The following is a 19,143-nucleotide window of genomic DNA, read 5'->3' as shown; positions in this document are numbered from 1 at the left end:
ACTCGGCCGCGACAAGGAGGGCCAGTGCCGGGTCGGATCAAGGCCGACGACGTCGCGCTCGTGAAGGAGCGTTCGTCGATCGAGGACGTCGTGCGCGAGCACGTGACCCTTCGACCTGCCGGACCGGGCTCGATGAAGGGGCTGTGCCCCTTCCACGACGAGAAGTCCCCGTCGTTCAACGTCCGTCCGACCGTCGGGGCCTGGCACTGCTTCGGCTGCGGCGAGGGCGGTGACGTCATCTCCTTCGTGCAGAAGGTCGAGCACCTCACCTTCACCGAGGCGATCGAGCGGCTCGCGCAGAAGCTCGGCATGGAGCTGCACTACGAAGAAGGCGGCAAGCCCGGCGGCGGGGAGTCCCTCGGACGGCGCTCGCGGCTGGTCGAGGCGCACCGCGTCGCGCAGGAGTTCTACCACCACGCGCTGCTCAACGCCCCCGAGGCCAGGGCCGGCCGCGACTTCCTGCGCGAGCGCGGGTTCGACAGTGAGGCGGCCAAACGGTTCGGGGTCGGGTTCGCCCCGCGAGGTGGCGAAGACCTGTCGCGCCACCTGCGGTCCAAGGGTTTCACCGACGAGGAGCTCGTCCTGGGCGGGTTGTCGGGGCGGGGGAGCCGCGGGCTCTACGACCGGTTCCGTGGGCGGCTGGTCTGGCCGATCCGCGACATCACCGGTGACACGGTGGGGTTCGGCGCACGGCGCCTCTATGACGACGACCGGATCGCGGCCAAGTACCTCAACACCTCCGAGACCCCGATCTACAAGAAGTCCACGGTGCTCTACGGCCTGGATCTGGCGAAGAAATCCATTGCAGGAGAACGCAAAGCGGTCATCGTCGAGGGCTACACCGACGTCATGGCGTGCCAGCTGGCGGGGATCGAGGGTGCCGTGGCGACGTGTGGCACCGCCTTCGGTGTCGACCACATCAAGATGCTGCGCCGGATCATGCGCGACGAGGTCGACCTCGCGCCGGCCCGCGTCGTCTTCACGTTCGACGGCGACGCGGCGGGCCAGAAGGCAGCGATGCGTTCGTTCGCCGAGGACCAGCGCTGGGCGTCCCAGTCGTTCGTGGCGGTGGCCGACGGCGGCATGGACCCGTGCGAGCTGCGGATCGCCAAGGGCGACGACGCCGTCCGCCACCTCATCGACGACGCCGTGCCGCTGTTCGAGTTCGCGGTGCGCACCACGATCGACCGTTTCGACATGGTGACGGCCGAGGGGCGGGTGCAGGCCATGCGCGCGGCCGCGCCGATCGTGAACTCGATCCGCGACAGCTCGATGCGCCCCGAGTACATCCGCACCGTCGCGGGCTGGATCGGGGTCGAGGTGGAGCAGGTGCAGGCCGAGGTGTCGCGCGCCCAGCGAACGGCTGCCCGCGACGCCAAGGAGGCCAAGGACGCACCCGCCGGTCGCGAGCGTCGTCCTGATGCCGACACCGTGCCGGAGCCCTCCATCGAGGAGGCCCGAGCCGCCCTGCCGACGCCGGACCTGCGCGACCCGATCGTCTTCGCCGAGCGCCAGCTGCTCCAGACGCTGCTGCAGTACCCCGACAGCTTCACCACGGACGACGTCGACAAGGTGTCCGCCGACGCGTTCACCGCCCCTGCCCACCGGGCGGTCTTCGACGGGGTGCGCGGGGCCGGCGGGCCACAGCGCGGGCTGTCGGTGCAGGCCTGGGGCGACCGGGTCACGCAGGCCGCGCCACTGGCGGTCCACGGCCTCATCGCCGAGCTCGCCGTCGCGCCCTTGCCCACACGCATGGACAGGGCCACCGGCCTGCCCGAGCGCCGCTACATCGACGCCCTGCTCACTCGCGTCCAGGAGGTCTCCCTGACCCGCCGCATCGCCGACGCGATGTCGGCGATGCGGCGCATGGCCACCGACTCGCACTCCGACCCCGCGGCGGCGCGCACGCTCAGCACGCAGCTCCAGGAGCTCCAGCGCGAGCTCGCCACCCTGCGCGACCGGGCCTCCTGATGGCGCTCTCGCTGCGCCGTGCGGAAAGGCTGCCCACCCAGGTCCGCGAGGCCGTCGGACTGAGCGGCGGCGAACGAGTCCTCAGCTGGGGTCGGGAGGTGGCCAGCGGCACGACCGTGGTGGCCACCAACCATGCCCTGTGTGCCGTGGACGCAGCGGGAGTCCGGACGCTCGCCCGCCCGTGGCACGAGGTGGACGGGGGCACCTGGTCGGCCGAGCTCACCCAGCTGACCGTGACCTGGGTGGATGGTTCGAGGCCGTCGCAGTGGGTCCTGGGTGCCACGAGCCTGCTGCCGGAGACGCTGCGCGAACGCGTCCAGGCGAGCGTCGTCCTGGCCCAGCGGATCGAGCTGGGGCCGCGGCGGTGGGCCAAGGCGGTACTGCGCCAGGACCTGGCCACCGGCGACCTCGTCGAGCAGGTGGTGCTGGGTCGCGGGGTGCGCGCCGACGACGCCGAGATGACCGCCCGCACCGAGGCCGCGCTGGCCTACCTGCGCGAGCAAGTCGGCCGCTGACACCACGGCCCGGCCGTTTTCAGAACTGCGCGCATCCTTTGCTATGGTTGCGCAGCGCCGAACGCGGGGGACCGCAGACGGACATTCCCCTGTAGCTCAATTGGCAGAGCAGCCGACTGTTAATCGGCAGGTTGTTGGTTCGAGTCCAACCGGGGGAGCCACCACACCAACGAGGCCCCAGACCATCCGGTCCGGGGCCTTCGTCGTGCCTTCTCGAGTCAGGCGTGTCAGGCCGCTGCGCCTGCGCCGGCCGCGGCTGGCGCAGGGACGGCAGCGGCCTCGTGGATCGTCGTGCGGCCACGTTTGGACAGGCGCTTCTCGACCTTGCCCGCGACGACGGTCAGCGAGAAGTTGATGAGGATGAACAGGACCGCTGCCACGATGTAGGCCGGCAAGGTGTTCGCGAAGGCGGACCCCAGGGTCTTGGACCAGATGAGCAGCTCGCCGTAGGTGATGGCGAAGCCCAGCGCCGAGTCCTTGAGGATGACGACGAACTGCCCGATCAGCGCGGGCAGCATGGCGGTGATGGCCTGGGGCAGCTGGATCGAGCGCAGCGTCTGCGACTCGGTCAGCCCGATCGACAGGCCCGCCTCCGACTGGCCCTTGGGCAGCGAGAAGACGCCGGAGCGGACCAGCTCGGCAATGACCGACCCGTTGTAGAGCGTCAGGCCCGTGACGACTCCCGCGAGGGGTGCCGTCTCGCTGGAGAAGACACCGGAACGGGAGTAGTAGCCGTAGCTGGCGATCATCATGATGAGCACCGGGATGGAACGGAAGAACTCGACGACGACGCCCGACGCCCATCGGATCACCCGGTTGCTCGACAGCCGGCCGAGGCCGAAGAGCAGCCCGAAGGCCAGGGCCAGCGTGATGGAGATGACCGCGGCCTTGACGGTGCCCCAGAGCCCGATGAGCAGGTAGTCGCGCCAGACCGAGCGGTCGGTGACAAAGGGCTTCCACATGTAGCCCTGGAGCTGGTTCGCGTCCTGCATCTTGCGGACCACGATGTAGCCCGCGGCGACGACGAGCAGCACGCCGATGACGGAGAGCGTCGCGTGGCGTCGGCGCGCCTTGGGCCCCGGTGCGTCGAAGAGGACGGAGGCGCTCATCGCTTCACCGCCAGGCGCTGCGACAACGACGTGAAGAACACGCCCAGGGGCAGTGTGAGGATGACGAAGCCGATCGCGAAGATCAGGAAGACCGAGAGCGTGCCGGTCTCGTTCTCGATGACCTTCTGCATCAGGCCACCGGCTTCGGACGCGACGATGACGGCCGTGACCGTGGTGTTCTTGACGAGGGCGATGAAGTTGGAGCCGAGCGGGGCGATGGCTCCCCGGAACGCCTGGGGGAGGATCACCTCGCGCATGCCCTGTGAGAAGGTCAGGCCGATCGACCGAGACGCCTCCGCCTGACCGACCGGAACGGTGTTGACGCCAGACCGCAAGGCTTCGCACACGAAAGCCGCGTGGTAGACCGACAGCATCACGGCAGACCACCGCAGCGCGTTCTGCGTCACGTCGGCCTGGTCCAGGCTGAGGCCGAGGATGTACGTGAGTCCAAGGATGCTGAACAGCATGAGCAGGGTCAGCGGGGTGTTGCGGAAGACGTTGACGTACCAGGCGCCCAGCAGCCGCAGAACGCGTACTGGTGACAGTCGCATGACCGCGACGAGGGTGCCGATGACGAGGGAGCCGACCCCGGCGACCAGTGCGAGCCGGATGGTGACCCAGAACGCGTCGAGGATCTCGGTGCCGTAGGTGCTCAGGATGTCACCCATTCAGAACCTTCCGTTGGAGGGTCAACCGGACGAACGCTGCGGTATGCCGCCCGCTCGCGGGAGCGGGCGGCATACCAGTGCCAGTGCCTGACCGATCAGGTGCAGGCGTCCTGCTTGGGCGGGTTGGTGGCCTTGTCGACCTGGAACCCGGCCGGACCGAGGTTCTTGTCGACGGCCTTCTGCCACTCGCCGGAGGAGATCATCTTGGCGATCGCAGCGTTCATCTTCTCGCAGGTGGCGGTGTCGCCCTTCTTGAGACCGATGCCGTAGCGCTCCTCGGAGAAGGTCTTGCCGACGACCTTGAGCTTGCCCTTGTACTGGGCCTGCGAGGCGTAGCCGGCGAGGATCGTGTTGTCCGTCGTCAGGGCGTCGACGCCCTTGGAGACCAGGGCAGCCACGCACTCCGAGTAGGTGCCGAACTCCTGGAGCTGGACGCCCGGGTACTTGTCCTTCACCTTCTGGGCCGAGGTCGAGTTCGTGACCGAGCAGAGCTTCTTGCCGGTCATCGCCTCCGGGCCGGTGATGGAGGAGTCGTCGGCGCGCACGAGGAGGTCCTGGCCGGCGACGAAGTACGGGCCGGCGAAGGAGACCTTCTCCTTGCGGGCGTCGCTGATCGAGTACGTGCCCACGATCATCTCGACCTGACCGGTCGAGATGAGCGTCTCGCGCTGGGGCGTCGGAGCCTGGACCCACTGGATGTCGCCGGCCTCGTGACCGAGCTCCTTGGCCACGTAGGTAGCCACATCGACGTCGAATCCGGTGTACTTCGAGCCCTCCTTGAGCCCCATGCCCGGCTGGTCGAACTTGATGCCGACCTTGAACTTGCTGCCGCCACCACCGCCGTCCGAGCCGGAGTCCTTGGCGCTGTCGCCGCAGGCGGTCAGGCCGAGCGCGAGGACCGATGCGGCGGTCACTGCGCCAATCTGACGAATGTTCATTCCGTTTCCTCCTGATGTGTTGCCGCTGCGCTGGTGCGCCCCGGTGTGCAGTGCAGTGCGGGTCTGGATTGTCAGTGGGTCAGGATCTTGCCGAGGAAGTCCTTCGCGCGATCCGACTTGGGTGTGGTGAAGAAGCCCTCTGGGGTGTTCTCCTCGACGATCTGGCCGTCAGCCATGAAGACCACCCGGTTGGCTGCCTTGCGGGCAAAGCCCATCTCGTGGGTGACGACGACCATGGTCATGCCCTCCTTCGCCAGGGCCACCATGACGTCGAGGACCTCGGTGATCATCTCGGGGTCCAGGGCAGAGGTGGGCTCGTCGAAGAGCATCACTTTGGGGTCCATGGCGAGGGAACGGGCGATGGCCACCCGTTGCTGCTGTCCGCCGGAGAGCTGGGCGGGGAACTTCTGGGCCTGGTGGGCCACGCCGACGCGCTCGAGCAGCTCCATGGCGCGCTTCTGCGCCTCGGCCTTGGGGACCTTGCGGGCCTTGATCGGACCGAGGGTCACGTTGTCGAGGATCGTCTTGTGCGCGAACAGGTTGAAGGACTGGAACACCATGCCGACGTCGGCACGCAGCTTGGCCAGCTCCTTGCCCTCCTCGGGCAGGGGCACACCGTCGATGGTGATCGAGCCGGTCTCGAAGGTCTCGAGCCGGTTGATGGTGCGGCACAGCGTCGACTTGCCCGACCCCGAGGGGCCGATCACGACGACGACCTCGCCTTTGCCGATGGACAGGTTGATGTCCTGCAGGACGTGCAGCTCGCCGAAGTGCTTGTTGACGCCCTTGAGAACGACCAGTGGCTCCGTCATGTCCGGCAACCTATCGGTTTGTCGCGATCAGCGGATCCCTCAGGCTGCCACTGTCATGCAATAGCAACCCGACGCGAACGAGCCGTCAGGCGTGAATGCCGGCCTGCCCGACCGCCTCGGTCTGGACGGACGGTCACGGCGGGAGCACGCTTGACCCATGAGGTTCCTCGACCTGCTCGCCTGGGTCGCACTGGTGGTTGCGGTCGCCGGGTACGTCGTGGGCCTGCGGTACAGCCGGCACACCGACGAGGCCGAGCGGGGCCTGGTGGCGTGGATGGTTCTCGCGTGGGTGGCGGTCGCCTGGCTCGTGGCCAGTGAAGTGACGTAGCCACCTCGCCGGCGTGACGGAAATCGGGGCCCAGAAGCCCAACTCGGGCCGTTCGTCATGGGGTCCGCCTCGTCCGTTCGGTGGGACCTCCCGTCGGCGGGCCCGATGTGGCAGGGAAAGGCGGCCCGGGTTTGTAGCCTTTCCGCATGAGTGAGCCGAGCTCCCCCGTCAGTGACGCCAGGACGCTGTCCGCCGAGGAGCGTGCCGACCTGGTGCGCTTGCTCCGCCACGGTGCCTGGCGGCCGTTCGGCGGCCCGCAGGGCGAGTAGGCCCCATGCGCGGGACCTCGACAGCCGGGGGCTGTGTCAAGGATCAGCCGAAACACCTGTCAAGCATCAGCCGAAACCACTTCGACACTGGTGGGGCAGGTCGGGCTTGAACCGACGACCGACGGATTATGAGTCCGCTGCTCTGACCGACTGAGCTACTGCCCCGGCACCAGCTCGGCATGCACCGGCTGGGCGCCGTGAGCCTACCGCCCAGCCCACAGGCAACCCACGGTCTGTGGAGGTCTGCGTCATAGGGCGCGGTTGCACGGTGGAGCTCCACCACCGAAGGAGCACCTCATGAAGATCCGAATCGTCCCCGTGGCCGCCGGTCTCGCTGCCGCCGCCGGCATCGCCATCACCGGAGCGTCCCTGGCCAGCGCCGATGCGACCTCACCGACATCGACCGGTGCCGCCTACGGCCAGGTCGCGCCGGGCCAGGGGGAGGCCCCCCAGGGCAACGGCAACACCGACCCGAGCAAGCCGATGCGTTCGGACGAGACATTGCTGACCGGTGACGTGGCGGCCAAGGTCACGGCCGCGGCCAAGGCCAAGGAGCCCACCGCCACCATCGAGCGCGTCGAGACCGACTCGGACGGCGTCTACGAGGCTCACATGGTTCGCACCGACGGCACCCACATCATCGTCCAGATCGACAAGGGCTTCGCGGTGACCAACGTCCAGGTGGGTGGCGCCGGCGGACCGGGCGGCCGCGGGAGCGCGCCGACGGCCCCTTCGGGCGAGTCCAGCTCGACCACCTGAGCCGGCCCGCCGCGGGTCACGACACACAAGGGACCTGACACCAGAGGTGCCTGTATGCCGCGTGGTCACCACGCGGCATACCGGCACCTCTGGTGTGGTCGCCAGGCCGCTGTTCCGCGAGGCGACTGTTCCATGAGATGACACTGAGGTTGGTGTGGGTGCTGGTGCCTGAGTGCTTCGTGGTGCACAATGGGCGAGCACGCCAACTGAAGATGCGACAAGCAGCCAGGCCAGCAGGTGACGAGGTTCGTGGGGAAGACGTCCCTCGCACACCGAAGGAGGCCCGGATGTCTGTCGCGATGCCGCGTGTCATGACCCGCGGGGTGGTGTTCATTCACTCCACCCCCAAAGCGCTGTGCCCGCACATCACCTGGGCACTGGAGGCCGCGCTCGATGGCCGGGTGGCCATCGACTGGACGCCCCAACCTGCCGGTGCCGCACTTGTCCGCGCGGAGCTCGCGTGGGCAGGGGTGCAAGGCACCGGCGCCAAGCTCGCCTCGACGCTGCGTGGGTGGGACAACCTGCGCTACGAGGTGACCGAGGAGCCCAGCGCCGGGTCGGACGGCTCACGCTGGTCCCACACGCCTGCCCTGGGGATCCACCACACGTGGACCTCCGCCTCCGGCGACGCGGTCATCAACGAGGACCGCCTGCGCGAGGTGCTGCGCCTGTCCCAGGGCTCTCCCGAGGCCATGGTCGAGATGGTCGAGGAGCTGCTCGGCACCGACTGGGACGCCGAGCTGGAGCCGTTCCGGTACGCCGGCGACGGGGCTCCGGTGCGCTGGTTGCACAAGGTGGGCTGAGCGGGTCCGACCTGCCGCGCTGACCTGCACGTTTCGAGGATTCGGCTGGGCGTTGGGTAACCTAGCGCGCTGACCGACGACTCTGGAGGAATGCGTGACCCGCCCCAACCTACTTGTGGGGGCGCTGGCTGCAGTCTGTGTGGGGACGCTGCTGTGGTGCGCCCGGCTCATCCTGGCCGCCGACCTGCCCCGTGGTGCGCACATCGCATCGTGGAGCCTGTGGGTGGTGGCAGTGGTGGCCGTCCTGACTCTCATCGCCTATGTTCGCGAGTTCCTGCGACACCGGCAGCAAGCAGGGCGTGACGCCAGCTGGAAGCCCCTGCCGTCCCTGGTCCTGCTGTGGATCGGCGGGCTGACGGCCCTGATGTCCTTCGCCTTCATCCTCCCGAGCAAGGCCTCGTCGGAGGGTGCGTCCGCACCGGCCAAGGCCGGCACCTCGTTGACCGCGACCCCGACCCCGATGGCCACCACCGGTGCATCGGACGTGGCTCGGCCGGCGACCTCCTCGACCTCCTCGCGGTCCAAGGCGTCTCGCACGGCGCCGCCTGCCCCGGCCGCGACCACGTCGCAGAGCAGCTCGACGGGCGCAGCGCCGGCTCCACGGACCACGACACCGACGCCGTCGACCACCACGTCGCCCCTGATCGACATCCACATCCTCCCGACGCAGGCCCAGCACACGAAGCCGCCGGGTCACTAGCAGCTGCAGAGGACCCTCTGTCGCACCGCGGGTGCGGTGAGACCAAGGACGCCCGCCCCCAGGTCTGGGGGCGGGCGTCTCTCGTCTGCCTGGTGCCGGCTCTGGCCAGCCGGCGCTGAAGCCTTGCCTAGATGCTGGTGAAGACCACCGCTACGTTGTGGCCACCGAAGCCGAACGAGTTGTTGAGCGCCGCGATGTCGCCGTCCGGCAGCGTGCGCGCCTCACCGTGCACGACGTCGAGCTTGATCGCGGGATCGAAGTCGTCCAGGTTGATCGTGGCGGGAGCGAGCCGGTGGTGCAGGGCGAGGATCGTGAGGACGCCCTCGAGGGCCCCGGCCGCCCCGAGGAGGTGACCGGTCATCGACTTCGTGGCGCTGACCGGCATACCGTCGGTGTCGTCGCCGAAGGCGCGACGGATGGCGTTCGACTCCGCCACGTCACCGACCGGGGTCGAGGTGGCGTGTGCGTTCACGTGCACGATGTCCTTGGGGGTCAGGCCCGCTCGCTTAACGGCCTCGACCATGGCCCGGGACGCGCCGGCACCTTCGGGCTCCGGCGCCGCGATGTGGTGGGAGTCCGAGGACATGCCCACGCCACCGATCTCGGCATAGATCCTGGCGCCACGGGCCTTGGCCGCTTCGTACTCCTCGAGCACGATCACGGCCGCACCCTCGCCCAGGACGAAGCCGTCACGGCCGGTGTCGTAGGGGCGTGAGGCGCGCTCGGGGTCGTCGTTGCGGGTCGACAAGGCCTGCATCGCGGCGAACCCGGCGATGGGCAGCGCGTGGACCGCGCCCTCCGTGCCGCCGGCGACCGCGATGTCGGCACGGCCGTTGCGGATCATCTCGTAGGCATACCCCATCGCCTCGAGCCCGGAGGCGCAGGCGGAGACGGGCGTGTGGGCTCCGGCACGGGCGCCGATCTCCAGAGAGACGGCAGCCGACGAGGCGTTGGGCATGAGCATGGGCACGGCCAGGGGGAAGACCCGGCGCGGTCCCTTCTCGCGCAGGTTGTCCCACTGGTCGAGCAGCGTCCAGACGCCGCCGATGCCGGTGCCGATGCAGGCGGCGAGACGTTCGGGGTCGACCTCCGGGGAGCCGGCGTCGGCCCAGGCCTCGCGGGAGGCGATGAGGGCGTACTGGGCGCTGGGGTCGAGCCGGCGCACCTCGACCTTGGTCAGCACGTCCAGTGGCTGGGTGTGGATCGTGGCTGCGAACTTCACCGGGAGCTCGTACTTCTCCACCCAGTCGAAGGGCATGGTCTTCGCGCCTGACCGTCCGGCCAGGATGGCGTCCCACGTGTCGGGGACGTTGCCGCCCACCGGGGTGGTGGCTCCGAGGCCTGTGACGACGACACGTCGTTCGGCGGTCATGGCTGGGTCTGCTCCTTCGTCGGGGTGGTGCGGTGGCGGGGCGCCGGTTGCGGGGTGGCGGCCGAGCAGCATCGGTATGCCGCGTGGCCGCCACCCGCGCTGGGTTCAGACCGGCTCAGCCCTGGTTCTTGGCGATGAAGCTGACGGCGTCGCCGACGGTCTTGAGGTTCTTGACCTCGTCGTCGGGGATCCGCACGCCGAACTTCTCCTCGGCGTTGACGACGATGGTCATCATCGACAGCGAGTCGATGTCGAGGTCGTCGGTGAAGGACTTCTCGGACTGCACCGACTCGGTGTCCAGCCCGGTCTCCTCGTTGACGATCTCGGCCAGACCCTCGAGGATCTCCTGCTCGCTCTGCGCCATCCGGCTCAGCTCCTTCATTCTGTTGACGTGACAGCCTCTTGGTGTCACTGGTGTTGGGCACGTGCTGTGGTCACTGCGGTGGCCCGGATCACCCGCGGGCCGGCGGGAGTCTGGTCAGGGGAGGACGACGACCTGCGCGGCATAGACGAGGCCGGCACCGAAGCCGATCTGGAGGGCGAGCCCCCCATGGGCCACCTCGCCCTCGCGGAGCATGCGTTCGGTGGCGAGGGGGATCGAGGCGGCGGACGTGTTGGCGGTCTCGGCGATGTCGCGTGCGACGGGGATGTCGGCGGGCAGCTTGAGCTGCTTGATCATGGCGTCGATGATCCGCATGTTGGCCTGGTGCGGGATGAAGGCGTCAAGGTCCTCCGCGCGCACACCGGCGGCATCGAGAGCCTTCTGGGCGACAGGGGCCATTCCCCAGACGGCCCAGCGGAAGACCGACTGCCCGGCCATGCCGATGGCGGGCCAGCCCAGGTCGCCGTCACGGACCTCGACCCACGAGTCCCGCTGCGAGATGGTCTTCCACTGCGAGCCGTCCGAACCCCACACGGTGGGGCCGATGGACGGGGTGTCCGACGGGCCGATGATCGCGGCTCCGGCGCCGTCACCGAAGATGAAGGCCGACCCCCGGTCCTTCATGTCCGTGAAGTCGGAGAGCTTCTCGACCCCGACGACGAGGACGTGGCGGGCGCTGCCGCCGCGGACCATGTCGCTGGCCAAACTCACGGCATGGCAGTACCCCGCACAGGCGGCGGAGATGTCGAAGGCTGCACCGCGGATGCCGAGGCGGTCGGCGAGAATCGGTGCGGCTGCAGGGGTCTGGTAGGGGTGGGTGACCGTGGCCACGACCACCGCATCGACGTCGGACGCCTCGAGCCCGGCTGCGGTGAGCGCCTCGCGCGTGGCCGCCTCGGACATGTCGACGACGCTCTCGTCCTTGGCCGCGAACCGGCGGCTCTTGATGCCCGAGCGCTCCTGGATCCACTCGTCGGAGGAGTCGATCGCCTCGACGAGCTCTGAGTTCATGACGACGCGCTCGGGTCGGTAGCCACCGACGCCCATGATGCGTGCGTAGGTCGCTCCCTCGGCGGGGGTGATGAAGCCGGTGCCCTTGGGGGCTGGTGCGGTCATGTCAGGCCTCTTGCGCGTCGGTGGGAAAGGAACGTGGGGAGGCGGGGTCGCCGCCGTGGTCGCGAACCAGCTGCTGCGCCGCCTCGAGGTCGTCGGGCGTCTTGACTGCCAGTGTGGCAACTCCGGGCATCGCACGCTTGGCGAGGCCGACGAGGGTGCCTGCCGGGGCCAGCTCGATCATCGCGGTGACGCCGAGGTCGACCATGGTCTGCATGCACTGGTCCCAGCGGACCGGGCTGCTCACCTGCTTGACCAGGCGGGCCAGGGCGTCGGACCCACTCGCCACGGGCTGGCCGTCGGCGTTGGACAGGAGGGTGACGCCCGGGTCGCTGACGTCGAAGTCTGCGGCGAGCTGCTCGAGGGCCTCGACCGCAGGCGACATGTGGGCGGTGTGGAAGGCCCCGGCCACCTGCAGCGCGATGACCCGCGTCTTGGCGGGAGGGTCCGCGGCCAGGGCCGCGAGCTGGTCGAGGGTGCCGGCGGCGACCGTCTGGCCGGCGCCGTTGGCGTTGGCGGCGGTGAGGCCGTGGCGGTTGAGCGCCTCGGCGACCTCGACGGGGTCGCCTCCGAGCACCGCGCTCATGCCGGTCGGAGCGAGGGCGCTGGCGGCGGCCATCCCGGCCCCGCGCTCACGGACGAACACCATCGCGTCGTGGTCGGACAGCGCGCCCGCGAAGGCGGCAGCCGTGATCTCGCCGACCGAGTGCCCGGCGGTGACCCCGACCGGGCTGGTGGGCCCGTCGGGGAGCAGGACGGCAGCCGTGGCAAGGCCCGCGGCAACGATGAGCGGCTGGGCCACCGCGGTGTCCTTGATGGTCTCGGCGTCCGAGGTGGTGCCGTGCGCGACCAGGTCGAGTCCCGCGACCTCGGACAGCGACTCGAGCCGCTCGCGGAACGCCGACAGCTCGAGCCACGGGGTGAGGAAGCCGGGGGTCTGGGAGCCCTGTCCCGGGCAGACGATTGCTAGCACGCTCCCAGCCTTGCGGTCCGGCCGTGACCTCAGCGTGACCGTTTGGCACGAACATCCGGCACGACATTTGGAGGATGTCTACAAAGAGGACGGTGCGGGACCGGGGCGGCGGCGTCACCTCCCGACACCGGTGACGCCCCTTCTAGGCGCCCGTGCTGGGCCTGGGAGCGGTGGTGAAGGGTCGGCTGAGCCTGCCGAGGGCCAGGGCGATCCGCACCGTGTGGGCGTCGTGCGGGTCGGTGAGCTGGTAGCCGGTGAGGTCGGCGATCTTGCCCAGGCGGTAGCGCACCGTGTTGGGGTGCACGAACAGCACGCGCGCAGTGCCCTCCAGGCCGCCGCCGGTCTCGAGGTAGGCCGAGGCGGTCTCGAGCAGGCCGCCGCTGCTGGACGACAACGGGTGCCAGATGCGGTCGAGGAGGAGCGCCCGGGCCGGGGCGTCGCCCACGAGGACGCGCTCGGCGAGCAGGTCGTCGGCGGTCACCGGGCGGGGGGCGCCCGGCCAGGCGTGGGCGCAGGACTGTCCGGCCAACGCGGCCCGCGCCGACCGGCCGGCCGCGAACAGGTGAGGCACCGTGGGTCCCACGACGAGCGGTCCGTCGCCGAAGTGGTCGGCGACCGCGAGGGCGGCCGTCATGGGGTCGTCGACATTGCCGAGGATGCAGACGAGCCGGCGTCCCTGGACGGCAATGAGCGTGTCCACACCGACGCGTTCGGCCGCACGCCGCAGCCCGTCCACGATGCCCGCCGAGCCGCCCGGGGGTGTGCTGCCCGCGACGACGGCGACCCTCGTCGTGGAGCCCCAGCCGAGGGCCGCGGCGCGCGACTGCATCGAGTCGTCGGCCTCGCCACGCAGCACCGCGTCGACCACCAGGCCCTCGAGCCGGGCGTCCCAGGCGCCGCGCGCCTCGGCGGCGTGGGCGTAGACCTCGGCGGCAGCGAACGCGATCTCCCGTGAGTAGCGCAACACCGACTCGCGCAGCGCCTGTTCCTCGCCGGGCTCGGCGAGCGCTGTGGCGTCCTGCTCGACGACGTCCACGACGGACCGCACGAGGTCGAGGGTCTGGCGCAGGGTGATCGACCTGGTCAGCTCACGTGGGGCCGTCCCGAACACGTCGGCGGTCACCGGGGTCTGGTCACCGCCGGCCCTGAGCCAGGCGATGAACGCGGCAATGCCGGCCTGGGCCACCAGCCCCACCCACGAGCGGTCCTCGGCCGAGAGCACGCGGTACCAGTCGTGGGCCGCCTCCATCCGCCTGGTCGCGGCCGACGAGAGCTCGCCCGCAGACCGCTCGACCCGTTGCAGGGTGGCGGTCGACGTGGTCACGCGAGTGGCCGGCATCCGCCCATTCTATTTGTATGCCGCCCACAACCGTGGCGGTGCGGCCGCCGACGGTTCGGCCGGGCTTCACCCGCTCGACACCGCGTGGTCGCCCGCCGCGACCCGGCAGTTCCTAGCGTCGTGGCCATGACCAGAACCCTCCCTGCCCTCGTCGTCACCGGGGCCCTCGTCCTCGGCTCCACGGTCGCGTCCAGCGCCACCGCCACCGCCGGATCGGCCACCGCGGACACCGCCCGCACGGCGACCGCCACCGTCCCGTTGGTGCTGGCCCACCGGGGCGCCTCCGGGTACCGGCCCGAACACACGGTGGCCGCCTACGAGCTGGCCGTCGCCATGCACGCCGACTACATCGAGCCCGACCTCGTCATGACCAAGGACGGCGTCCTCGTCGACCGCCACGAACCTGAGATCTCGGGGACGACCGACGTCGCCGACCACACCGAGTTCGCCGCCCGCAAGACCACCAAGCTGCTCGACGGCGTCTCGACGACCGGGTGGTTCACGGAGGACTTCACGCTGGCGGAGCTGCGGACCCTGCGTGCCAAGGAGCGGCTGCCCCAGATCCGCCAGGAGAACACCCTCTACGACGGGCGGTACGCAGTCCCGACCTTCGAGGAGGTGCTGGAGCTGCGGGACAGGCTCTCCAAGGAGTACGGCCGCGAGGTCGGGGTCATCCCCGAGATCAAGCACTCGACCTACTTCCACAGCAAGGGGCTCAACCCCGAGGCCGCGCTCATGAAGCTCCTGGACGAGTACCACCTCAACCGCACCAAGGCACCGGTGTGGGTGCAGAGCTTCGAGCTCGGCAACCTCGTCGCGCTTCGCCGGACCTACGGCTACAAGGCCAACGAGGTGTTCCTGGCGAGCGGGACCGGCGCGCCCTTCGACCTGGCCAGCAGCGGCGATCCCCGCACCTACGCCGACCTGCTCGCCCCCGCGAGCCTCACGCAGCTGTCGGGCACGATCGACGGCATCGGCCCCGACAAGAACCTCGTGGTGCCGCGCCGCGGAGACGGCACCCTGGGCAGTCCCACCGGACTGGTTGCCGCCGCCCACGCGGCCGGCCTCAAGGTCACGCCCTACACGTTCCGCGCCGAGAACACCTTCCTGCCCACCGACTACCGGGTCGGCACGAACCCGGCGGACTACGGCAGGGCTGTGGACGAGGTCGGGGTGTTCCTGCGGGCGGGCGTGGACGGGGTCTTCTGCGACCAGCCCGACATCTGCGTCACCGCCCGCAAGGAGTTCCTCGGTCACTGACTCGGTCCGTGACCCCGGCACTGATCGCGGGCTGACTGCGTGTGCTCAGCCGGCGTGCTCCCGCCAGGAGTGCGCCGGCTCGTAGCCCAGCAGCCGTCGTGCCTTGTCGATGCCCAGCAGGGTCTCGTGCTCGCCGAGGTCCTTGCGCACCTCGACACCGGGGAACACCTCGGCCATGAGGTCCGCGCTCGAGCGGCCCATGACGGTGTCGGCGTTGGCGATGACGAAGACCTCGCACCCGGGCTCGGTCCGCTCGAGTCCCAGCCGCACGGCCTGCGCGCCGTCGCGACCGTCGATGTAGCCCCAGAGGTTCCACCTGCGCAGTGACGCGTCGGCGTCGAAGGACGGGAAGGCCGCGTAGTCCTCGGGGTCCATGACGTTCGAGAACCGCAGGCCGACCATCGTCAGCTCGGGGTCCCAGCGGCAGAAGTGCCGGGCCATCTCCTCCTCGAGTGCCTTGTTCAGCGAGTAGGTCGACTCGGGCCGCGGGTGGTACTCCTCGTCGACGGGGACGTAGGGCGGGGGAGTGTCGAAGGGCAGGCCGAGGACGGTCTCGCTCGAGGCCCAGACGATGCTGCGGACCTTGAGGGCGCGGGCTGCGGCGAAGACGTTGTAGGTTGCGGCCGAGTTGTTCGCGAAGGTCGCCGCGTTGGTGGTCAGGCCGGAGGCGGGGATCGCCGCGAGGTGCACCACGGCGTCCACGGGGGTCGAGTGCTCGTCGGTGCCGCCAGAGAAGGCCTCGAGCACCTGGCCGTAGTCGGTCAGGTCGACGGTGATGAACGGCGTCGCCGGGGAGGCGGGCCGGGTCCGGTCGAGCGCGAGCACGTCGTACCCGTGCTCGGCCAGGTGGGCGACGACGGTGCGGCCGAGCTTGCCGGTGGAGCCGGTGACGGCGACGCGGCGTCGGGTGGTCGGTGCGGGCTGTGAGGTCACTCCCTCATCCTGCCCCAGCCTGCGCCCCACCCCAACAACAAGGTATGCCGCCCGCTCAGGTGAGCGGGCGGCATACCTTGTCGTGCAAGAGGTTTCACCAACTGATCATGGTCAGACCGGTGTCAGCTGTCGCCTCCGGCGTTGCCGGACGTGCCGGCGGTGACGTCGAGGAGGCGATAGCGGGCCGCGGCCTCGCGGGCCACGCCGCCGTCGACCTCGCCACGCTGGACGAGCATCTGCAGGGCGCGCACCGCCACGGACGGGCCGTCGATGTGGAAGAACCGCCGGGCCGCAGGGCGGGTGTCGGAGAACCCGAACCCGTCGGCGCCGAGCGAGGCGAAGTCTCCGGGCACCCACTGCTGGATCTGGTCCTGCACCTGGCGCATGTAGTCGGAGACGGCGACGACCGGACCGCGCGTGTCCCGGAGCCGCTCGGTGACGTAGGGGGTGCGGGCCTCGCCCTCGGGGTGGAGGAAGCGCTGCTCGTCGCAGGCCATCCCGTCCCGACGCAGCTCGCTCCACGACGTCACGGACCACACGTCGGCGACGACGCCCCAGTCGTTGCGCAGCAGGTCCTGCGCCTCGAGGGCCCACGGCACACCGACACCCGAGGCGAGGAGCTGCACGCGCGGGGCGTCGTCCGGCAGCCCGTCGGGGATGCCCGGGGCGAACAGGTGCATGCCCCGCAGGATCCCCTCGTGGTCGACGTTCTCGGGCTCCTGCGGCTGGCTCATCGGCTCGTTGTAGACGGTGATGTAGTAGATGACGTTCTCCGGGTCGTCGCCGTACATCCGGCGCAGCCCGTCCTCCATGATGTGCCCGATCTCGAACCCGAACGCCGGGTCGTAGGAAACCACGGCCGGGTTGGTCGCCGCCAGCAGCGGGCTGTGGCCGTCGGCGTGCTGCAGGCCCTCACCGGTGAGGGTCGTGCGACCGGCGGTGGCACCGATGAGGAACCCCCGAGCCATCTGGTCGGCGGCCGCCCAGATCGAGTCGGCGGTGCGCTGGAAGCCGAACATCGAGTAGAAGACGTAGATCGGGACCATCGGCTCGCCGTGGGTGGCGTACGACGTGCCGGCCGCGGTGAACGCCGCCATCGAGCCCGCCTCGTTGATGCCGAGGTGCAGGATCTGGCCGTCCTTGGCCTCCTTGTACGCGAGCATCAGCTCCGCATCGACGGAGGTGTACTTCTGGCCGTGTGGGTTGTAGATCTTGATCGTCGGGAAGAACGAGTCCATGCCGAAGGTGCGGGCCTCGTCGGGGATGATCGGCACGACTCGCTTGCCGAACTCCTTGTCGCGCATGAGCTCCTTGAGCAGCCGGACGAACGCCATCGTCGTGGCGATCTGCTGCTTGCCGGTGCCCTTCTTGACGACGTCGTAGGCCGAGTGGTCGGGCAGCTTGAGCGGCTCGTGCTGCACGCGGCGCACGGGCAGCGGCCCTCCGAGCTTCTCGCGGCGCTCGAGCAGGTACTTGATGCTCGGGTCGTCGGGTCCGGGGTGGAAGTAGGGCGGGGAGTAGGGGTCCTTCTCCAGCACCTCGTCCGAGATCGGCAGCTTGAGGCTGTCGCGCAGGCCCTTGAGGTCGTCGAGGGTGAGCTTCTTCATCTGGTGGGTGGCGTTGCGGCCGGCGAAGTGGCTGCCGAGGCCGTAGCCCTTGATCGTCTTGGCCAGGATCACGGTCGGCTGCCCCGTGTGGTTCATCGCCGCCTGGTAGGCCGCGAACACCTTGCGGTAGTCGTGGCCGCCGCGCTTGAGGCGCCACCAGATGTCCTCGTCCGACCAGTCCTTGACCATCTCGCGGGTGCGCGGGTCGCGGGCGAAGAAGAAGTCCCGGACGTACTTGCCGTCGTTGGCGCGGAAGGTCTGGTAGTCGCCGTCGCTCGTGGTGTTCATGAGGTGCACGAGGGCACCGTCGCGGTCCTGGGCCAGCAGCGGGTCCCACCCGCGACCCCAGACCACCTTGATGACGTTCCAGCCCGCGCCGCGGAAGAACGCCTCGAGCTCCTGGACGATCTTGCCGTTGCCACGGACCGGGCCGTCGAGGCGCTGCAGGTTGCAGTTGACGACGAAGGTGAGGTTGTCGAGCTCCTCGCCGGCCGCCAGCTGGAGCAGGCCGCGCGACTCCGGCTCGTCCATCTCGCCGTCGCCGAGGAACGCCCACACGTGCTGCTGGCTGGTGTCCTTGACGCCGCGGTTGTGCAGGTACTTGTTGAACTGCGCCTGGTAGATGGCGTTCATCGGCCCGATGCCCATCGACACCGTCGGGAACTGCCAGAAGTCGGGCATCAACCGCGGGTGCGGGTAGGACGGCAGCGCGACCGGCTGCCCGCCGACGATGTGGCTCTTCTCCTGGCGGAACCCGTCGAGCTGGTCCTCGGACAGGCGGCCCTCGAGGAAGGCGCGGGCGTACATGCCGGGGGAGGCGTGCCCCTGGAAGAAGACCTGGTCGCCGCCGCCCGGGTGGTCGGGCCCGCGCCAGAAGTGGTTGAAGCCGACTTCGTAGAGGGTGGCGGCCGAGGCGTACGTGGAGATGTGGCCACCGACGCCGATGCCGGGCCGCTGCGCGCGGTGCACCATGACCGCGGCGTTCCAGCGCAGGTAGGCGCGGTAGCGGCGCTCGACCTCCTCGTCGCCGGGGAACCAGGGCTCCTGCTCGGGCGAGATGGTGTTGATGTAGTCGGTCGCCGTCAGCGACGGGACCCCGACCTGCATCTCCCGGGCGCGCTCGAGCAGCTTGAGCATGACGTAGCGAGCCCGCTGCCGGCCGCCCTCCTCGATGACCCCGTCGAGGGAGTCGAGCCACTCCTTGGTCTCCTCGGGGTCGATGTCCGGGAGCTGGCTGGGGATGCCGTTGAGAATGGGTCCGGCTTCCTCACGTGCGGCCACGGTCGTGGGTC

Annotated in this window: 19 protein-coding genes and 2 tRNA genes; 9 read left to right on the top strand and 12 right to left on the bottom strand. The window is 69.7% G+C overall.

Annotated elements, in window-relative coordinates:
* Nucleotides 1-24 precede the first annotated feature (24 nt).
* The 3 genes from dnaG (at nt 25) to AC1DVZ_RS04520 (ending at nt 2,647) form a co-directional block, all read left to right on the top strand.
* The gene (gene dnaG, locus AC1DVZ_RS04530) at nt 25-1,971 is read left to right on the top strand and encodes a DNA primase (RefSeq protein ID WP_477616983.1); all 1,947 of its coding nucleotides are present in this window, start codon (nt 25-27) and stop codon (nt 1,969-1,971) included.
* A complete protein-coding gene (locus AC1DVZ_RS04525; RefSeq protein ID WP_477616982.1) occupies nt 1,971-2,486 on the top strand; it encodes a hypothetical protein in 516 nt (171 codons plus the stop codon). The genes dnaG and AC1DVZ_RS04525 overlap by 1 nt, the downstream gene beginning before the upstream one ends.
* Nucleotides 2,487-2,571: 85 nt before the next feature.
* Nucleotides 2,572-2,647, top strand: a tRNA-Asn gene (locus AC1DVZ_RS04520).
* Between the two features lie 66 nt (nt 2,648-2,713).
* Here the strand turns inward: AC1DVZ_RS04520 and AC1DVZ_RS04515 are convergent.
* The 4 genes from AC1DVZ_RS04515 to AC1DVZ_RS04500 form a co-directional block, all read right to left on the bottom strand.
* A complete protein-coding gene (locus AC1DVZ_RS04515; RefSeq protein WP_477616981.1) occupies nt 2,714-3,595 on the bottom strand; it encodes an amino acid ABC transporter permease in 882 nt (293 codons plus the stop codon).
* A complete protein-coding gene (locus tag AC1DVZ_RS04510) occupies nt 3,592-4,263 on the bottom strand; it encodes an amino acid ABC transporter permease (protein ID WP_477616980.1) in 672 nt (223 codons plus the stop codon). Before AC1DVZ_RS04510 ends, AC1DVZ_RS04515 begins: the two co-directional genes overlap by 4 nt.
* Nucleotides 4,264-4,358: 95 nt before the next feature.
* The gene (locus AC1DVZ_RS04505) at nt 4,359-5,201 is read right to left on the bottom strand and encodes a glutamate ABC transporter substrate-binding protein (RefSeq protein WP_477616979.1); all 843 of its coding nucleotides are present in this window, start codon (nt 5,199-5,201) and stop codon (nt 4,359-4,361) included.
* A gap of 71 nt (nt 5,202-5,272) precedes the next feature.
* On the bottom strand, nt 5,273-6,013 hold the full coding sequence (locus AC1DVZ_RS04500; protein WP_477616978.1) for an amino acid ABC transporter ATP-binding protein: 741 nt from the start codon (nt 6,011-6,013) through the stop codon (nt 5,273-5,275).
* A gap of 157 nt (nt 6,014-6,170) precedes the next feature.
* Here AC1DVZ_RS04500 and AC1DVZ_RS04495 point away from each other — a divergent pair, with 157 nt between their 5' ends.
* Together AC1DVZ_RS04495 and AC1DVZ_RS04490 are read left to right on the top strand one after the other, a co-directional pair.
* Nucleotides 6,171-6,341, top strand: a complete 171-nt coding sequence (locus AC1DVZ_RS04495) for a hypothetical protein (protein ID WP_477616977.1) — start codon at nt 6,171-6,173, stop codon at nt 6,339-6,341.
* 146 nt (nt 6,342-6,487) lie between these two features.
* On the top strand, nt 6,488-6,610 hold the full coding sequence (locus AC1DVZ_RS04490) for a hypothetical protein (RefSeq protein WP_477616976.1): 123 nt from the start codon (nt 6,488-6,490) through the stop codon (nt 6,608-6,610).
* A gap of 88 nt (nt 6,611-6,698) precedes the next feature.
* On the opposite strand, the gene AC1DVZ_RS04485 is transcribed toward AC1DVZ_RS04490, so the two are convergent.
* A tRNA-Ile gene (locus AC1DVZ_RS04485) sits at nt 6,699-6,775 on the bottom strand.
* 132 nt (nt 6,776-6,907) lie between these two features.
* Between AC1DVZ_RS04485 and AC1DVZ_RS04480 the strand changes: the two genes are divergently transcribed.
* The 3 genes from AC1DVZ_RS04480 (at nt 6,908) to AC1DVZ_RS04470 (ending at nt 8,872) form a co-directional block, all read left to right on the top strand.
* Nucleotides 6,908-7,369 carry a hypothetical protein gene (locus tag AC1DVZ_RS04480; protein WP_477616975.1) on the top strand — a complete coding sequence of 154 codons (462 nt, stop codon included), beginning with the start codon at nt 6,908-6,910 and terminating at the stop codon, nt 7,367-7,369.
* A 287-nt stretch (nt 7,370-7,656) separates the two neighbouring features.
* A complete protein-coding gene (locus AC1DVZ_RS04475) occupies nt 7,657-8,172 on the top strand; it encodes a DUF3145 domain-containing protein (protein ID WP_477616974.1) in 516 nt (171 codons plus the stop codon).
* 94 nt (nt 8,173-8,266) lie between these two features.
* Nucleotides 8,267-8,872 carry a hypothetical protein gene (locus AC1DVZ_RS04470; protein WP_477616973.1) on the top strand — a complete coding sequence of 202 codons (606 nt, stop codon included), beginning with the start codon at nt 8,267-8,269 and terminating at the stop codon, nt 8,870-8,872.
* A gap of 127 nt (nt 8,873-8,999) precedes the next feature.
* Here AC1DVZ_RS04470 and fabF read toward each other — a convergent pair whose 3' ends face one another.
* From fabF to AC1DVZ_RS04445, 5 genes are all read right to left on the bottom strand, one after another.
* The gene (gene fabF, locus AC1DVZ_RS04465) at nt 9,000-10,244 is read right to left on the bottom strand and encodes a beta-ketoacyl-ACP synthase II (RefSeq protein WP_477616972.1); all 1,245 of its coding nucleotides are present in this window, start codon (nt 10,242-10,244) and stop codon (nt 9,000-9,002) included.
* A 115-nt stretch (nt 10,245-10,359) separates the two neighbouring features.
* Nucleotides 10,360-10,608: an acyl carrier protein gene (locus AC1DVZ_RS04460; protein ID WP_056923461.1), complete on the bottom strand. Its 249-nt coding sequence runs from the start codon at nt 10,606-10,608 to the stop codon at nt 10,360-10,362.
* 114 nt (nt 10,609-10,722) lie between these two features.
* A complete protein-coding gene (locus tag AC1DVZ_RS04455; RefSeq protein WP_477616971.1) occupies nt 10,723-11,742 on the bottom strand; it encodes a beta-ketoacyl-ACP synthase III in 1,020 nt (339 codons plus the stop codon).
* Between the two features lies 1 nt (nt 11,743).
* The gene (locus tag AC1DVZ_RS04450; protein ID WP_477616970.1) at nt 11,744-12,712 is read right to left on the bottom strand and encodes an ACP S-malonyltransferase; all 969 of its coding nucleotides are present in this window, start codon (nt 12,710-12,712) and stop codon (nt 11,744-11,746) included.
* Between the two features lie 142 nt (nt 12,713-12,854).
* A complete protein-coding gene (locus AC1DVZ_RS04445) occupies nt 12,855-14,051 on the bottom strand; it encodes a PucR family transcriptional regulator (RefSeq protein WP_477616969.1) in 1,197 nt (398 codons plus the stop codon).
* Nucleotides 14,052-14,177: 126 nt separating this feature from the next.
* On the opposite strand from AC1DVZ_RS04445, the gene AC1DVZ_RS04440 reads away from it, so the two are divergent.
* Nucleotides 14,178-15,311, top strand: coding sequence for a glycerophosphodiester phosphodiesterase (locus AC1DVZ_RS04440; protein ID WP_477616968.1), 1,134 nt, complete (start codon nt 14,178-14,180; stop codon nt 15,309-15,311).
* Between the two features lie 45 nt (nt 15,312-15,356).
* On the opposite strand, the gene AC1DVZ_RS04435 is transcribed toward AC1DVZ_RS04440, so the two are convergent.
* Nucleotides 15,357-16,244, bottom strand: coding sequence for an NAD-dependent epimerase/dehydratase family protein (locus tag AC1DVZ_RS04435; RefSeq protein ID WP_477616967.1), 888 nt, complete (start codon nt 16,242-16,244; stop codon nt 15,357-15,359).
* Nucleotides 16,245-16,366: 122 nt separating this feature from the next.
* The gene (aceE, locus tag AC1DVZ_RS04430) at nt 16,367-19,132 is read right to left on the bottom strand and encodes a pyruvate dehydrogenase (acetyl-transferring), homodimeric type (protein WP_477616966.1); all 2,766 of its coding nucleotides are present in this window, start codon (nt 19,130-19,132) and stop codon (nt 16,367-16,369) included.
* Between the last annotated feature and the right edge of the window lie 11 nt (nt 19,133-19,143).

Source organism: Pedococcus sp. P2_E5 (assembly GCF_056403895.1).
This window is presented reverse-complemented; position numbering and strand designations above follow the sequence as displayed.

What these genes read in the sequence shown, in the direction of transcription:
- AC1DVZ_RS04480 (WP_477616975.1), top strand. Translation starts at nt 6,908, where the DNA reads ATGAAGATCCGAATCGTCCCCGTGGCCGCCGGTCTCGCTGCCGCCGCC.
- AC1DVZ_RS04500 (WP_477616978.1), bottom strand. Translation starts at nt 6,013, where the DNA reads ATGACGGAGCCACTGGTCGTTCTCAAGGGCGTCAACAAGCACTTCGGC.
- fabF (WP_477616972.1), bottom strand. Translation starts at nt 10,244, where the DNA reads ATGACCGCCGAACGACGTGTCGTCGTCACAGGCCTCGGAGCCACCACC.
- AC1DVZ_RS04510 (WP_477616980.1), bottom strand. Translation starts at nt 4,263, where the DNA reads ATGGGTGACATCCTGAGCACCTACGGCACCGAGATCCTCGACGCGTTC.
- AC1DVZ_RS04445 (WP_477616969.1), bottom strand. Translation starts at nt 14,051, where the DNA reads ATGCCGGCCACTCGCGTGACCACGTCGACCGCCACCCTGCAACGGGTC.
- AC1DVZ_RS04525 (WP_477616982.1), top strand. Translation starts at nt 1,971, where the DNA reads ATGGCGCTCTCGCTGCGCCGTGCGGAAAGGCTGCCCACCCAGGTCCGC.
- AC1DVZ_RS04490 (WP_477616976.1), top strand. Translation starts at nt 6,488, where the DNA reads ATGAGTGAGCCGAGCTCCCCCGTCAGTGACGCCAGGACGCTGTCCGCC.
- AC1DVZ_RS04460 (WP_056923461.1), bottom strand. Translation starts at nt 10,608, where the DNA reads ATGGCGCAGAGCGAGCAGGAGATCCTCGAGGGTCTGGCCGAGATCGTC.
- AC1DVZ_RS04440 (WP_477616968.1), top strand. Translation starts at nt 14,178, where the DNA reads ATGACCAGAACCCTCCCTGCCCTCGTCGTCACCGGGGCCCTCGTCCTC.
- AC1DVZ_RS04505 (WP_477616979.1), bottom strand. Translation starts at nt 5,201, where the DNA reads ATGAACATTCGTCAGATTGGCGCAGTGACCGCCGCATCGGTCCTCGCG.
- AC1DVZ_RS04515 (WP_477616981.1), bottom strand. Translation starts at nt 3,595, where the DNA reads ATGAGCGCCTCCGTCCTCTTCGACGCACCGGGGCCCAAGGCGCGCCGA.
- AC1DVZ_RS04495 (WP_477616977.1), top strand. Translation starts at nt 6,171, where the DNA reads ATGAGGTTCCTCGACCTGCTCGCCTGGGTCGCACTGGTGGTTGCGGTC.
- AC1DVZ_RS04455 (WP_477616971.1), bottom strand. Translation starts at nt 11,742, where the DNA reads ATGACCGCACCAGCCCCCAAGGGCACCGGCTTCATCACCCCCGCCGAG.
- AC1DVZ_RS04475 (WP_477616974.1), top strand. Translation starts at nt 7,657, where the DNA reads ATGTCTGTCGCGATGCCGCGTGTCATGACCCGCGGGGTGGTGTTCATT.